General features: G+C 43.9%; 10 protein-coding genes and 1 pseudogene. 9 read left to right on the top strand and 2 right to left on the bottom strand.

Annotation, left to right across the window (positions count from 1 at the left end):
- Both HMPREF9431_RS04155 and HMPREF9431_RS13680 read right to left on the bottom strand, forming a co-directional pair.
- Positions 1 to 262 (bottom strand): IS256 family transposase (locus HMPREF9431_RS04155; RefSeq protein ID WP_004379883.1); only part of this gene is annotated, 262 nt, incomplete at its 3' end.
- A 455-nt stretch (positions 263 to 717) separates the two neighbouring features.
- Positions 718 to 1053: a DUF4468 domain-containing protein gene (locus HMPREF9431_RS13680; protein ID WP_004379881.1), complete on the bottom strand. Its 336-nt coding sequence runs from the start codon at positions 1051 to 1053 to the stop codon at positions 718 to 720.
- 409 nt (positions 1054 to 1462) lie between these two features.
- Here HMPREF9431_RS13680 and HMPREF9431_RS04145 point away from each other — a divergent pair, with 409 nt between their 5' ends.
- The 9 genes and pseudogenes from HMPREF9431_RS04145 (at position 1463) to HMPREF9431_RS04105 (ending at position 14617) form a co-directional block, all read left to right on the top strand.
- On the top strand, positions 1463 to 1669 hold the full coding sequence (locus tag HMPREF9431_RS04145; RefSeq protein WP_004379878.1) for a helix-turn-helix transcriptional regulator: 207 nt from the start codon (positions 1463 to 1465) through the stop codon (positions 1667 to 1669).
- Between the two features lie 97 nt (positions 1670 to 1766).
- Positions 1767 to 4013 (top strand): N-6 DNA methylase, encoded by a 2247-nt coding sequence (locus HMPREF9431_RS04140; protein ID WP_231287700.1) that lies wholly within the window; start codon positions 1767 to 1769, stop codon positions 4011 to 4013.
- The gene (locus HMPREF9431_RS04135; RefSeq protein WP_004379876.1) at positions 4013 to 5014 is read left to right on the top strand and encodes a hypothetical protein; all 1002 of its coding nucleotides are present in this window, start codon (positions 4013 to 4015) and stop codon (positions 5012 to 5014) included. The genes HMPREF9431_RS04140 and HMPREF9431_RS04135 overlap by 1 nt, the downstream gene beginning before the upstream one ends.
- Before the next feature lie 33 nt (positions 5015 to 5047).
- Positions 5048 to 7081, top strand: coding sequence for a class I SAM-dependent DNA methyltransferase (locus HMPREF9431_RS04130; RefSeq protein ID WP_004379875.1), 2034 nt, complete (start codon positions 5048 to 5050; stop codon positions 7079 to 7081).
- 31 nt (positions 7082 to 7112) lie between these two features.
- Positions 7113 to 8143, top strand: a pseudogene (rhuM, locus tag HMPREF9431_RS04125) (RhuM family protein).
- A gap of 42 nt (positions 8144 to 8185) precedes the next feature.
- Positions 8186 to 9427: a restriction endonuclease subunit S gene (locus tag HMPREF9431_RS04120; RefSeq protein ID WP_004379873.1), complete on the top strand. Its 1242-nt coding sequence runs from the start codon at positions 8186 to 8188 to the stop codon at positions 9425 to 9427.
- A 13-nt stretch (positions 9428 to 9440) separates the two neighbouring features.
- Positions 9441 to 13085 carry a type I restriction endonuclease subunit R gene (locus HMPREF9431_RS04115; protein ID WP_004379872.1) on the top strand — a complete coding sequence of 1215 codons (3645 nt, stop codon included), beginning with the start codon at positions 9441 to 9443 and terminating at the stop codon, positions 13083 to 13085.
- A gap of 16 nt (positions 13086 to 13101) precedes the next feature.
- A complete protein-coding gene (locus HMPREF9431_RS04110) occupies positions 13102 to 13566 on the top strand; it encodes an ASCH domain-containing protein (RefSeq protein WP_004379871.1) in 465 nt (154 codons plus the stop codon).
- A 16-nt stretch (positions 13567 to 13582) separates the two neighbouring features.
- The gene (locus tag HMPREF9431_RS04105; RefSeq protein ID WP_004379870.1) at positions 13583 to 14617 is read left to right on the top strand and encodes a helix-turn-helix transcriptional regulator; all 1035 of its coding nucleotides are present in this window, start codon (positions 13583 to 13585) and stop codon (positions 14615 to 14617) included.
- Positions 14618 to 14640 lie beyond the last annotated feature (23 nt).

The raw sequence follows: 14640 nt of genomic DNA, 5'->3' as shown, positions 1-14640 counted from the left end.
CGCGCTTTCTGACGGTCTGAGGCTCAAAGGAACCGTCACGGTCACGAGGTGTCTCAACAGTGACCTCACCATAGCATGTCTGCACTTGCTTAGGCATTTTACCATTACGGCGGTTGCCTTGTGAACGCTCTTCAGAAGTGGGATGAGCATCTATCTCACCTTCAAGGGCAGCATTCAAAATGCGCTCCAACATTGGTGCCAAAGCACCATCCTTATAATGGTTCTCCCTTACGAAGCTGCTCAGCAGCTCGCTTGTAATCAATTTCTTTGTTGTCCATAATAAATAAACTGTATAAAACTAATCTTATTGTAGCATGACACAGTTTACTTTACACTCTCTAAAACAGATTATCCACAGATAGGAAGTCGTTTTCCCACTTGTCGCATACGTTGCACGATGCAAACAGGACATCGCCCAACTGTGCATTACAAATCTCCCTTGCATCAAGCTGATGAAGCTTGAAATACTCTTTTCCTTAGAATATAAAAAGTCCTGCAGCAAGAAAACCGCAGGACTCAAATGTCAGTTGTCGTTGATTACCTGTTGTCATTCTCATTACCCACAAGTCCATGTTTGGCAGCCTCCTCAATCTTGTCAAGCAAAACATTTGAGTAAGCGTAAGACATCACAAGCGCCTTGCTTGAAGTTCTCTTAGCTTTATGCCCATCCTTCTCTGCGAAAGGATAGCACTGGTCAAGCAGCCACTTCTCTTCTACCTACATGGGTATAGATCCTGCGAGAGCACCCATGATTCCACCTCCGGCAAGCACTGTCACGTCGTAGTGGTCGATGGAATAAGTCACCCTGATCTTGCCTTCTTTGATATCCACTCTGATAACAGGCTTGATGCTTACGTTATAAGAGTTTGTACCACCAGCATGACCGGCAATGTCAGCCATATAGCCCGACGCAATGATGACGCCGCTCTCCTTGTCGTTCAGTTTGATTACCGAGTTGGCATCGTTGAAAGTTGCAGTAAACCAGTAGTTGAGGTTCATGTAAAGCTGCTCTGCTGTCTGTCCGTCACAAGGGATGACTTGAACGAAGGTCATGGCTTTATTCTTGTCAATCTCAATACCCTTTGAAATGTTGACAGCGGCTTCCGTCCACTTGTCGCCCTACTTCTCTTTGGCATACTTCTCCAATTCGTCCACACGCATGATCTGTGCATTTGCACATACTGTTGCCATAGCAAAGGCAAACATCAATAAAAACTTCTTCATAACCGATTAGTATAAAATTAGAATCCAATATTTGTTTCTGGATGCAAAGTAAACACATATCAACGCAACCATTCTGCACAATTCTACAAAAAAACAGTCTTACATTGGGGAAAAGAGGAAAATTAGCTGCGAAAACAATAAAAAGAATGGATTTTCCTACATTATTTGTAATAAGCAGGTTCTTATCTTGAAAATTTTCATTATATTTGCGTCGTAAGCATTTTAATTACAAAGCAACATGGCAAAAGACATTAACCGAATCAAGATCGTACTTGTTGAGCACAAGCGCACCAACAAGTGGCTCGCCGAACAGTTGGGTATCAATCCGACTACCGTTTCCAAGTGGTGTACCAATACAACACAACCCAACCTCGAAACCTTGCTTCAGATAGCTAAGGCTTTAGATGTTAAGGTGCAGGAACTGCTTGTAAAAGACCCTTCGTAACAGCAAACGAAAAAACTAAAGAACAATGCAGGATGATTGCACAATTACATTCTATCTTTGCAAACGAAATTAAGTTATGTTTTTTTGAGATATGGTAATGTATAGCGAAAGTATTTCTGAAGGTTTTATCAACAGTATTCATGATTTTTATCAGGAAATGGCTGAGCATGGTCAGCTCGAAAATATGAATCTTAAATTAGTTGCTTCCCTGTATGCTCTTAAATATGCAGACACTAAAGGTGTGTTAAAAAAAATCCATATACAGACTATACTTCGATACTTGGAAGTAAAACTTGAAGTCTATCTTTCTGCTGAAAAAATTGATAATTTGCTTTCACATTATACAGAGGTTGTCGATTTTTGCATCTTTGATGAAGAGAATAATTCTCGTTATCGTCCTTATTTTGTTCTGCCAAGGGAGCTTGTTCTGTTTTGTTCTAAGTTATTGAATCTTCAGAAGAACTCTGAAGTATATTATCCATTTGCAGGTATTGGCTCTTTTGCAGTCGAAAATCCAACCTGTTACTTTGTTGGTGATGAAATTTCCCCTGAAACATGGGCAATAATGCAGATATACCTTGATGCCCACAACGTGACGTCAAATATAGAGAACTTGAATCCTTTTGATAGTCTCTGTAGGATTTCTACGATGATTTATGATAATATTATTTTAACACCTCCTTTTGGAGTCAAAAATAGTTCTTATAATGAATTTGATGCCCTTTCGTTTACTCTTAATGGATTAAATGGCGATGGGAAGATGTTGGCAATAATGCCTGCTTCTTTTTGTTTTTCAAATTCGTCTAAATGTTACAATATTAGAAGATATTTGGTAGAAAACCACTATCTCTCAACAGTTGTGTTATTACCCAATATATATTTCCCAAATTCTAATGTTAATATATGCGTGCTTCTTATTGAGAAGAAGATGTCTGAAAATCCAAAGGATAGTTTCCTTCTCGTAGATGGACGTTCTTATCTATCCAAAGGAAAGAGAGGCAAGCATTATATTCTCGATTCAGATCGACTGTTAGATGATATTACGGCAGGCTCAAAAGAAGGGGCTATTATAAAAATATCTTCTTGTGATATAGATGGAGATTATAACCTCACTCCAGGTAGGTATCTCATGGATACATCAAATATTGAGAATGCGGTAAAGCTTTCGGATCTCATAGTTGTTGATGCTCCTCATTCACATGAAGGGGATGTGTGGATTGCCAGCGATTTCTCTGACGACTGGAATAAGTGCAATCTGACACTTAAAAAGTCTGATAATAAAATTAGACGTCGTGTTATCACGAACAACGGGAATTGTATAATGGTACAATATTCTCATAATCGTTTAATGATTGGGCTTGTCGAGGGACTGCCTTTGAACGAGAACATATCCGTCGGTCCCTTGGCTATAGCTTTTCATGTAAAGGACACACAGAGAATATCCAAGAAGTATCTTTTGTATGCACTGAAATCCAAGGAAGTTTCTATCCAGGCTCAAGTATTGGCGACTGGCGACACTTTGCCAAGACTAAGCCCCAGAGATTTTATCAATATTGTGATATCTTGTCCACCTATCCTTGAGCAGGATAGAATTATTCGTGAAGCCGAAGATAAGTACCTTCAACAACTCGGGCTTAGCAGAACAAGCTCTGATATAGCCCACATGTTAGGAACTCCTTCGGTTCACATCGGAAACGCTTTGAAATTACTTTCTCTTTCACAAAATTTAGATGAGAGAGACAAAGAGACACTTAACTATCTCAAAGATAACTTTGAGTATATGGATCGTTTGGTGAAATTGAATAGCATATTGGACTTCTCTAAATTGGAAAGGAAGCCTATCTGTCTGGCACACTTCATTGAATGCTATATCTCTAAGTGGAAATCCTTTGGCTCAAACACCTTTAGTATTTCTTTCGATGGGGATGAGAATGCTTTGAAGGCGAAGGTCTTAGCAAACAGTGATGCTTTGATGATCATGTTTGACTGTCTTTTTGATAATGCTAATAGGCATGGCTTCCATAAGACAAAAGCTCCTGATAATGAAGTCACAATTGTATTGCTCAGTGTACTTTATAATAATAACCCTTGTTTGATGATGCGCATTGGTAATAATGGAGCTCCGCTTAACAAGGATTTTACTCTCAATGACTATATTACGAGGGGAAGGTTCAAATCTGATTCCGGGCGTAGTGGACTTGGTGGGTATCATGTAAATGCTGTCGTACAATCAATAGGTGGAGAAACGTGTCCTATTATTTCCTCATCAGATTGGACGGCATTTGAATTCCGTATACCTATTGTTAATGCTTACGAACTTGAAAAAAGTAAATTCTTACAGTAATGAAACAGGTGTATAACATAGTTTGGGCTGACGATGAAATAGATTCTCTGTATGATGAACTAACAGAAAAACTATTTAAAGCTGAAGGAATCAATGTTCTTCAGACTTTCGTCAATGCTAAATCGTTAAAGGAGTTTTTGAATAACACAAAGATTCCAATCCATGCAGTCGTGGTAGATGCGAATTTTCCCTGGGATGAATTTAAAGCTAACAAGGAACAAGATAGAATGGGATTGGTTAAAGTTTCCCAGTGGGTAGAAAATTTTAATTATCCCTTTATTCTGTTCACAAAGCGATATGACCTCATTAGTGGAGATGAAGCAGAACAGTTTGATTACTTCTCTTCTAACGACCAAATCGTTTATAAAAACTCATCGGATGGCATATCTGCTTTAATTGATAAGATAAAGACGGTTGTTACACTCCGAAATTCGACAGAGTGGAAAATAGATAACCTTTATAGAAAGGAACTGGAATGCTGCAAGGCCTTAGACAAAATTGGCAAAGGAAAATCCTATCCTTTAATCCGTTCATTATTGATTGAGAACAGAACTAACAGCGTGATAGGCGCAGAGATTTATCTCAATGCCTTACGTACAGATGTTATCGAACTTATTAATTCCGTTGCCGCTAAATATGGGATTGTTCCACCGGATTTAACCATAAATGAATTTAGCTACTTCTTATGTGACCATAAAAACAGTAAATTTCAGATTGTGACACCGATAATGGATAAAGCTCTCACTGGATTACTGGAATATGTTGTCAAGATGACCCAGGATGGCTCTCATGGTAAAGAAAGTGGATTAAGGTATCGAATACACGATTACATCCAAAAAAATAAAGACACATTGATACTTCAGTCTCTTCTATTTGCCATAATGGAGTTGGTTATTCGGTTTATGACATACCTTTCAGACCATACTGACAAAGAAATAAATGAGACTAGGTGGGTACAAAAGAAAATGGTTGATAACAATGCAGCTACATTGCATACTTAATTCGTATCTTTGCAAATAGAAATAAAGAAAAATATGGAACAGCAACAATATAACAAGCTATTCTCGTTCCTTTGGAACATTGCCAATGACGTATTGGTGCAGGCATTTGAGAAGGGTGACTACAAGAAAATCACGCTGCCTTTTATTGTGCTGCGTCGACTGGACCTGCTCCTTGCCGACACCAAGCAGCAGGTACTTGACTTCAGCCAGACCGACACCTTCAAAGAGCTCCCCGAAGAGAGTCAGGAGAATCAGCTTTGCATGATTACCAAGCATCCTTTCTACAACGTATCACCGTTCACAATGGATAAACTGCGCAGCGAGACCGATGAAACGCGCCTGCTGCTGAACTTCAGAGATTATTTGGACGGCTTTAGCAAGCACGTGCAGGACATCATCACCAAGTTCGACCTCCGCCACTACGTAGATAAACTTAGCAATGTGCATCGGCTGGGTCTGATGATCGAAAAAATGACCGACAAGAGCATCAACCTCGGTATGAAACCTGTGCTCGACGATGAGGGCAACGAGAAAATACCTGCGCTCGACAACCATACCATGGGAACGCTGTTTGAGGAACTGCTCCGTAAGTTTAATGAGGACTACAGTGTGACTGAGGCTGGAGAGCACTACACGCCCCGCGACTATGTTGCCCTGCTTGCCGACCTCGCCGTGTTGCCTGTGGCCGACCGCCTGAAGAACGGTACTTACGACATCTACGATGGAGCCTGTGGAACGGGTGGCATTCTCAGTATTGTGCAGGAGCGTTTCCAGGAAATATCAGCGCAAAAGGGGCGCCGCTTCAAGACGAGTCTCTTTGGACAGGAGCTTCAGCCTGAGACCTTTGCCACCTGCAAAGCCGACTTGATACTCAGTGGTAACAGTACCAGTTTCTCTTATATTCAAGGAGATGTCGTGCGCGACCGCTTTGCCTACGGCAGCATGATCAGTGAGAACGGACATCCGGGTAAGAAGTTCGACTTCTGTATCAGCAACCCGCCTTTTGGCACACCTTGGAAAATCGACCTGGAGAAGTGGGGACTAAAACCTACCGAGAAGAAGAACATACAGGATCCGCGTTTCTATTGGCCAGATTCAGATAAAAATTTTATTCCCGACATAGGCGACCCGCAGATGCTGTTTCTTGCCAACAACGTGTCGCGCATGAAAGACGATTGGCAAGGCACACGCATCGTGGAGATACACAACGGTTCGAGCCTGTTCACAGGCAATGCCGGTGGTGGCGAGAGCAATCTGCGTCGCTATATCATCGAGAATGATATGTTGGAGGCCATCATTGCCGTGCCACTCAACATGTTTTACAATACTGGTATCGGTACCTTTGTATGGATTGTGACCAATCGCAAGGAGGAGCGTCGCCGCGGCAAGGTACAGCTGATAGATGCCACCAATATCTCTGCCCCACTGCGTAAGAATCTCGGCAACAAGAACTGCGAGATAACCGAGGAAGGACGCAAGGAAATTCTGAAGCTGCTCAATGATTTCCAACCAACGGAGCAGAGCAAAATCTTCGACAACCGCGAGTTCGGCTATTGGCAGATTACGGTGCAGCGTCCCTTGCGGTTGAGGGTCTTGACGGACATTGATTGGAGCGCAGTAGCCCTGAAGGATGCAGAGAGGGCAGCGTGCAAGGAAGCTGTCGAGAATGTGCCTGCCGGAACGCCTCTTGACGACTGGGACAGCTATGCCAAGCAGCTGAAGCTGAAGAAGACGCTCATCAAGAAGCTACGACCGTTTATCACCGTTACCGATCCCACAGCCAAAGCCGTGGAGGGAGAAGCCGACCCTAAGCTGAAAGATACCGAACAGGTTCCTTTACTCTATGACGGCGGCATCGATGCCTTTATGCGCAATGAGGTGCTACCTTACGCCCCTGATGCCTATGTGGACGAAGAGGCAACCGTTGTCGGCTATGAACTATCGTTTACCAAATACTTCTACAAACCAGTGCAGCTACGCTCCGTTGCTGATATCAAGACTGATATTCGCAATATCGAGAAAAGCACCGACGGATTGCTGGAGGAGATATTAAGTGATATGTGTTAAGTGATAAGTGTTAGGTGTTAAGTTACAGATTATGAATGATACAGGCGAAATCAAGATATACCAAACACAGGACGGACAGACAGCCATTGACGTGCGACTGGAGAACGAGACGGTGTGGCTGAATCAAGACCAGATTGCCATATTATTTGACAAGTCAAAGTCAACCATCAATGAACATATCAATAATGTTTTCAAAGAAGGCGAACTGGAGAAAGAAGAGGTAGTTCGGAAATTCCGAATAACCACTCAACACGGTGCAATGGCAGGGAAAACACAGGAACATGATGTGATGTTTTACAATCTGGATGTGATTATTTCTGTGGGTTATTGTGTAAAAAGTAAGCGAGGCACTCAATTCCGCCAATGGGCCAACAAGGTTTTGAAGGATTATCTTATCAAGGGCTATGCCATCAGGAACGATCTCGCCCATCAGAAGTATGATGAGCTGCGATGCGTGGTGGATGTGATGGGACGCACCATCAAGTCGCTCGACGCAAAGGTGGCTGACGAGACGGAGAAGGCAGCCAACAACGCCGATGAGCGCGAAGCACTGGTCAGTGTGGTGACCGACTATACCCAGGCACTTGACACCCTTGATGATTACGACTACCAGCGGCTGGACGTGAGCGACACCAGCAAGCAGGAGCGGTTTCATGCCACCTACGAGAATGCAATGGAGGCCATACAGGGCTTGAAGGAGAAATTCGGGGCCAGTCAGTGGTTTGCCAATGAGAAGGACGACTCGTTCAAAAGTTCCATTGGGCAGATTTATCAGACTTTCGGTGGCATAGAACTCTATCCCTCTGTAGAAGAGAAGGCTGCCATGCTGCTCTATCTTGTCACCAAGAATCACTCGTTCAGCGATGGCAACAAGCGCATTGCTGCCACATTCTTCCTTTGGTTTATGAATAACAATGGCATCCTTTACAATCCTGACGGTTCCAAACGAATAGGCGACAACACCCTCGTGGCTCACACCTTGATGATTGCTGAGAGCCGCACTGAGGAAAAGGATACGATGGTAAGGTGGTGGTGAACCTTATCAATAAGAAAAACGTTTGACGCAAGTGTTAAGTGTTAAGTATGAAGTTATAAGTGTTAAGTATGAAGAAATATCCAAAATATAAAGACTCGGGGGTAAGCTGGATTGGAGAGATACCTGAGGGATGGAATTCTAAGAGATTAAAATTTTCTTGTAATCTCGTTCAAGAGAAAACCACCGACAATGCTTTACCTTATATAGCACTTGAAAACATAGAGAGCTATTCTGGTAGATTGTTGTCGATAAATACATCTGTACCAGAAGGTTCGTGTAATCTATATCGCGCCAATGATGTTCTTTTCAGCAAGCTAAGACCATATCTTGCAAAATGTGTAGTTGCACAAACTGACGGGAAATGTTCTTCCGAATTGTTAGTACTTCGCAATTTCGAGGGGGATAATAAGTACCTTCAATATTTAATGCTTTCCCCAAAATTTATTGAGTATATAGACTCTTCTACATATGGTGCCAAAATGCCAAGAGCTAATTGGTTATTTATAGGTAATAGTTTTATTCCGCTTCCATCACTTTCCGAGCAGCATGCTATCGTTTCATACCTCGACAAGAAGACCGAGCAAATAGATCGCTTCGTTTCAGAGGCAGAGAAAGAGATTGAGAAACTGAACGAGCTGAAGCAGGCACAGATTGCCCGCATGGTGACACACGGACTCAATCCCAATGCACCTATGAAGGATAGTGGCGTTGCATGGATAGGGATGATACCGGAGCATTGGAAAGTAAGAAAAATCAGTTCCCATTTCAAGGAACGTAGGACAAAGGTATCTGACAAGGATTATCCAGCACTTTCTGTAGCAAGAGAAGGTGTTGTACCACAGCTTGAAACGGCGGTGAAAACGGATAATGGGGACAACAGAAAGCTTGTGTTAAAGAATGATTTTGTAGTTAACTCACGTTCTGACAGAAAAGGCTCCTGTGGTGTCTCTGATTATGATGGCTCCGTATCACTAATAAGCATTGTGCTTGAGCCACGTGATATTTATCCAATGTACGTACATCATCTTTTTAGGAGTAACAACTACATAGAGGAGTTTTATCGAAATGGGCGAGGTATTGTGGCGGATTTATGGACTACACGGTACAGTGAGATGAAGAATATATTTATACCAATCCCTCCTAATGACGAGCAACAAGCCATCGTCTCTGCCATCAACAGCATGAGCGAAAAGATTGACATGCTTGCTACAAAGCTCACGGCTCAGATTGACAATCTGAGGGAGCTGAAGCAACGCATCATCAGCGATGCCGTGACGGGGAAGATAGACGTTAGAGATAGAAATAATTAGAAAACAGATAGATATGAAATCAGATACATCAGAGAAATGGTTTGAGGAGCTCATTGAACGCGTCCTTCTACATAGTGGCTACGAGAAGCGGGAGAGCCAAGACTTCAACGTGGAGTATGCGATTGACGAAGGTATGCTCCGCACATTCCTGGAGAACACCCAGCGCGACAAAGTGCAGCGTTCACGTATCTTCGACAGTGAGGTGAACACGCGTAAGTTTTACGAGCGACTGCGCAATCAGATTACCCAACGCGGCATCGTGGATGTGCTGCGCCACGGCATGGAGCACAATGCCACGAAGTTCGATTTGTATTATCCTACGCCATTGGAGGCCAACCTGCAGGCAAAGGCATTGTACAGCAACAACCACTTCTGCTGTGTGCGCCAGCTGCATTATTCTAAGCAGTATCCGGAACTGAGCATCGACATCGTGTTGATGCTCAACGGCCTGCCCATCATCACCATGGAGCTGAAGAACGACCTGAGCTGCCAGACGGTGGAAGATGCCGTCCATCAGTACCGCACCGATCGCGACCCGAAGGAGCTGCTCTTCCAGAAGAAACGCTGCGCCGTACACTTTGCCGTAGATGACAACGAGGTGATGATGTGTACGGCCCTGAATGGCGAAGCATCGTGGTTCCTGCCCTTCAACAAGGGTGTGAACGATGGGGCAGGAAACCCTGTCAATCCCAACGGACTGAAAACAGTCTATCTGTGGGAAGATATCCTGCAGAAGTCGAGCCTGAGCGACATCCTTGAGAATTTTGCCCAAGTGGTAAAGGAAAAGGACGAAGACACAGGCAAAGTAAAGGAAAACGTTATCTGGCCACGTTATCATCAGCTGGAGTGTACCCGTGCGTTGCTTGCCGACACCAAGGTCAGCGAAAGTGGCCGCCGTTATCTGGTGCAGCATTCGGCAGGATCAGGAAAAAGCAATACCATCACGTGGACAGCCAAGCTGCTGGTAGCTTTGAAAGAAGCCGACGGTATCACACCTCATTTCGAGAGTGTGCTGGCGATTACCGACCGCGTGGTGCTCGACAAGCAGATACGTGATAACCTTCGCTCGTTTATTACCAAGAAAGACATTGTGACATGGGCAGACGACAGCGAAGCTCTGAAGGAAGCGTTGGACAATGGGAAAAAGGTCATCGTGAGTACCGTTTGTAAATTCCCCTTCATCTTGCAGACTATCGGCACAGAACTGAAAAACAAGAAGTTTGCCGTAATTATCGACGAGGCCCACTCCAGCCAAAGCGGTGACATGGCAAGTGCCTTAAATAAGGTGCTTAGCGGTCATGGCCTGAAGGATGTGAACATAGACGATAATGAGGAAGGACTGAACTCGCTGATGGAACATGTCGTGGAAGGTCGCCTGATGGCAAAGAATGCCAATTTCTATGCTTTCACCGCAACGCCCAAAAATAAGACGCTGCAGATGTTTGGCGATGAATATACCAAGCCCGACGGCGAGATTGGGCACAAGCCTTTCCACCTCTACAGTATGAAGCAGGCTATCGAGGAGGGATTCATCCTTGATGTGACGAAGAACTATACTACCTACGACAGTTTCTACAAAATACTGAAGAATACGGAAGCCAATCCACTGTTTGACAAAGACCAGGCTGCAAAGAAGCTGCGCGCATGGGTGGAGAGCCGTCCCGAAACGGTAGAGAGGAAAGCACGTATCATTGTAGAGCATTTCCACGAGAGCGTGTGCCACAAGATAGGTGGCGAGGCACGGTGCATGGTTGTATGCAACGGTATAGAACGTGCCATTGATTATTTCTTTGCCATCAAAAAACTGTTAGAGCAACGCAACAGTCCTTATAAGGCTATCATAGCTTTCTCGGGAGCAAAGGAGTATGGCGGACACAGTTACGATGAGGCACAGCTCAACCAGTTCCCATCATCAAAGATAGAAAAGACATTCAATACTGATGGTTACCGTTTCCTGATTGTCACGGATAAGTTTCAGACGGGTTACGACAATAAGTTGCTCCATACCATGTACGTGGATAAGATACTGAGCGACATCAAAGCCGTGCAGACACTCTCACGCCTGAACCGTGTGCACCCGTTGAAAAACGACACCTATGTACTCGATTTCGTGAACAAGGCAGAGGACATTGAAAAAGCTTTTCAGAGATATTACAAACAGACCTTACTGAGTCATGAGACAGACATCAACAAGGCAAGCGACCTGCTGGACATCTGCGACCAAAGCCTGGTGTATGAGCAGGAAGAAGTTGAGGACTTCAACAGAAAATATTGGAGCGGTGCAGCCCGTACCGAGTTGGATCCCATACTTGATACTTGCCGTGAGCGTTTTATCCAGATAGGCGAAGAAGATGGTGAAGACCGCCAAGCAGAGATAAAGGGTGCCATGAAGTCGTTTGTCCGAGTGTACGAGTTTATTGCAGCCTTGATGCCGGAAGGTGTGCCCGAGTGGGAAAAGAAAAACACTTTCTTCCATTTCCTGCTTCGTAAGCTGCCTAAGCTGAAGCGAGAAGACTGGGCTGAGGGATTGCTGGAACTGGTCGACTTTGATAAGTATCGAGTGACAAAAAGTACTGATGAGGAGATTCGACTGAAAAACGAAAATGCAGAGGTGGAACCTATCCCTGTAGGACAACCCGGCGGAAGTCAACCTGACCCCAACATGGAGACACTTGACAAGATTGTGGAAGACTTCAACACCTTCCTTGGTGGTATAGAATGGAGGGATGCTGACACTGTTAAGCATCAGTATACCAAAGCGGCAAGTACACTTCAGGCCAATGACGAGGTGCGCGATGCCCTGCTTAACAACGACGAAGATACGAAATTGCAGGTGATTCATGACAATATGTCGGACATCATCGGTATTCTTACGGCCAAAGCCAGTGAGCTTCAGTTGCGATACAGTACCGATCCAAATGTACGTCGAGTGATTGACGCTTCTCTGCTCCAACACTTAGAGGAACAATATAATCCAACCTACAATGGGCAGTTGTTGAAAGAAAAGCTCAATGAAGCCTTCTCAGATGAATTCCGTCAACTGTGTGGCGTACGTTACCGTACATTGACAGAGGTGATTGATTGGTACTTTAATGTATTGGAAGCTACGACGATATCTAATTTGGATGGTATCAAGTCTGTCCGTCGTATTCTCAATCTGGCCTATCGCACAGAAGGGCGTGACGAGGATATGGAAGACTGGTTGAAGTCATTGTTAGGTAGTTTTGAACCATTTATGAAGAAGATATATTATCTCTGTAAGGGCAAGGAATTGTCTCGTTCGGATGGTGGTTTTGTCCAGTTCCTCGATGCTGCTAAAGCGGTCGGAGTGAACATGCTGCATTATGATGTGCCCGATTATCTGAATCAGATGAAGGTTTATTATGAGTTTGTTCATCAGCAACGTAATAATTCTACCCATCTGGCTCCTGTCGTTACACCTCGCGACCTGAAGCCGGGAATCCACATGACCGTAGCCATGTACCTCTATGCCACAATGATCAACATCACCAGTATGGAAATGGGTGGAAATATTGACAGCCCAAAGAATAGCGACACACCGTTCCGCCTCACTTCCAATGGGCAAAGTTATCAAGCGTTCTCTGAATATGACCATGGCTGTGCATTCGCAGCAGATTCAAGGTCAGACGAAAAATAATAAAAACATTCAAATCATGGAATCTACAAAGCAAAACACACTGTACCTGACCATCAAGCAGGTTTACTTCGACCAGATTGTTGCTGGCACTAAGAAAGAAGAATATCGCGAGATAAAGGATACCCCCTATAAGAAATACTTGGCTTGTGACGAAAGCGGTTTTCCTTATTTTGATGATGAGAAGATCAGTGAGGATAATCCATTGTTAGGAGATATTTGCGTATGGAATAACGGTGTTTACCCATACTATCCCAAAGACAACCTGAAATATCTCAGTCTGGCCGTCGGCTATGCCAAAGAGCGTGACACGGCATTGGTGGAAGTGATCGGCATAACTTTCCAGCCTCTGACCGGCAAGGATGGCAAGCCCGCACGCTTCCATGATGACGGTGAGAATGCTGCCCTTGATCCCAATGGAGAACTCTGCTTTTGGGAAGCCGTGTTCCATCTCGGAAATATTGTGGAAGTGAAGAGAAAATAACGGTATTTTTCTAAATATGGCAACCAACAAGAATGCACAGATAAGATACCAGGCTCTTGACAGATGTCTTGGTAATTGGAGTCGTCGATATTACATAGAGGACTTGATAGATGCCTGCAATGAGGCTCTTTACCTTTACAATGGTCAGGGGAAGAAAGAGGATGGTGTGAAGAAACGGCAGGTACAGGATGACTTGAAGTTTATGGAAAGCGAAGAAGGCTACAGAATGATGATTGATGCCATACGCGACGGTCATCGGAAGTACTATCGCTACCACCATCGTAATGACTCTATCAGCGAACGGCCTTTCAATCAGGAGGAACAGAACATCGTATCTGATGCCCTGATGCTGCTCAAACGATTTGAAGGCGTTCCCCAGTTTGATTGGCTGACGGATATCGACAAGAAACTGTATTCCACCAGTCAGCTTGGCAAGGATGTACGTTCGGTGGTCAGTTTCCAACATAACCCTTACCTGAAAGGAATGGACAAGGATTACTACAAACAGATTTTCGATGCCATTGTCAATAAGCAAGCCTTGGAGATTTGTTACCATCCTTTTGGTAAAGATGCCAAAGAGCTGGTAGTGAGCCCTTATCATCTGAAGCAATATAATAATAGGTGGTTTCTCATAGGGAAGCAGAGTGATTATGACGGATTAACCAACTATGCCATAGACAGAATTGACGGCATCAAGGATCTTGGACGAAAGAAATTTGAACCACTGGATGAGAATTTCTATTTTGACGAGTATTTTGAAGATGTCATTGGTGTATCGGTGGAAGATATTCTGGTGGATAACGTGGTCATCTATGCCAACGAAAAGGCTTTCAACTATATTTACACCAAACCGCTCCATGAATCACAGGTGGCAAGAAGCGAACGAGCTGAGGATGGAAGACGAATTATAACTTTGAAGGTGAAAGACAACTATGAGTTACGGGCTTTGTTGCGTTCTTTCGGGAGCCAAATAGAGGTGATCGAGCCAGCTTCTCTTCGCAAAGAGATGAAGGAAGATGCTGATGCGCTAAGTAAGATGTATGGCGATTAATTTTTTTTTGAAAGAATGCAGAA

The sequence above is a fragment of the Segatella oulorum F0390 genome (assembly GCF_000224615.1).
Taxonomy (GTDB): domain Bacteria; phylum Bacteroidota; class Bacteroidia; order Bacteroidales; family Bacteroidaceae; genus Prevotella; species Prevotella oulorum.
Note: the sequence above shows the minus strand (reverse complement) of the source record. Positions and strands in the feature narration are given on the sequence as shown.

Bases quoted from the DNA above. Each gene is read 5' to 3' on its own strand.
- HMPREF9431_RS13680 (WP_004379881.1), bottom strand. From the start codon at position 1,053: ATGACCTTCGTTCAAGTCATCCCTTGTGACGGACAGACAGCAGAGCAG.
- HMPREF9431_RS04145 (WP_004379878.1), top strand. From the start codon at position 1,463: ATGGCAAAAGACATTAACCGAATCAAGATCGTACTTGTTGAGCACAAG.
- HMPREF9431_RS04140 (WP_231287700.1), top strand. From the start codon at position 1,767: ATGTATAGCGAAAGTATTTCTGAAGGTTTTATCAACAGTATTCATGAT.
- HMPREF9431_RS04135 (WP_004379876.1), top strand. From the start codon at position 4,013: ATGAAACAGGTGTATAACATAGTTTGGGCTGACGATGAAATAGATTCT.
- HMPREF9431_RS04130 (WP_004379875.1), top strand. From the start codon at position 5,048: ATGGAACAGCAACAATATAACAAGCTATTCTCGTTCCTTTGGAACATT.
- HMPREF9431_RS04120 (WP_004379873.1), top strand. From the start codon at position 8,186: ATGAAGAAATATCCAAAATATAAAGACTCGGGGGTAAGCTGGATTGGA.
- HMPREF9431_RS04115 (WP_004379872.1), top strand. From the start codon at position 9,441: ATGAAATCAGATACATCAGAGAAATGGTTTGAGGAGCTCATTGAACGC.
- HMPREF9431_RS04110 (WP_004379871.1), top strand. From the start codon at position 13,102: ATGGAATCTACAAAGCAAAACACACTGTACCTGACCATCAAGCAGGTT.
- HMPREF9431_RS04105 (WP_004379870.1), top strand. From the start codon at position 13,583: ATGGCAACCAACAAGAATGCACAGATAAGATACCAGGCTCTTGACAGA.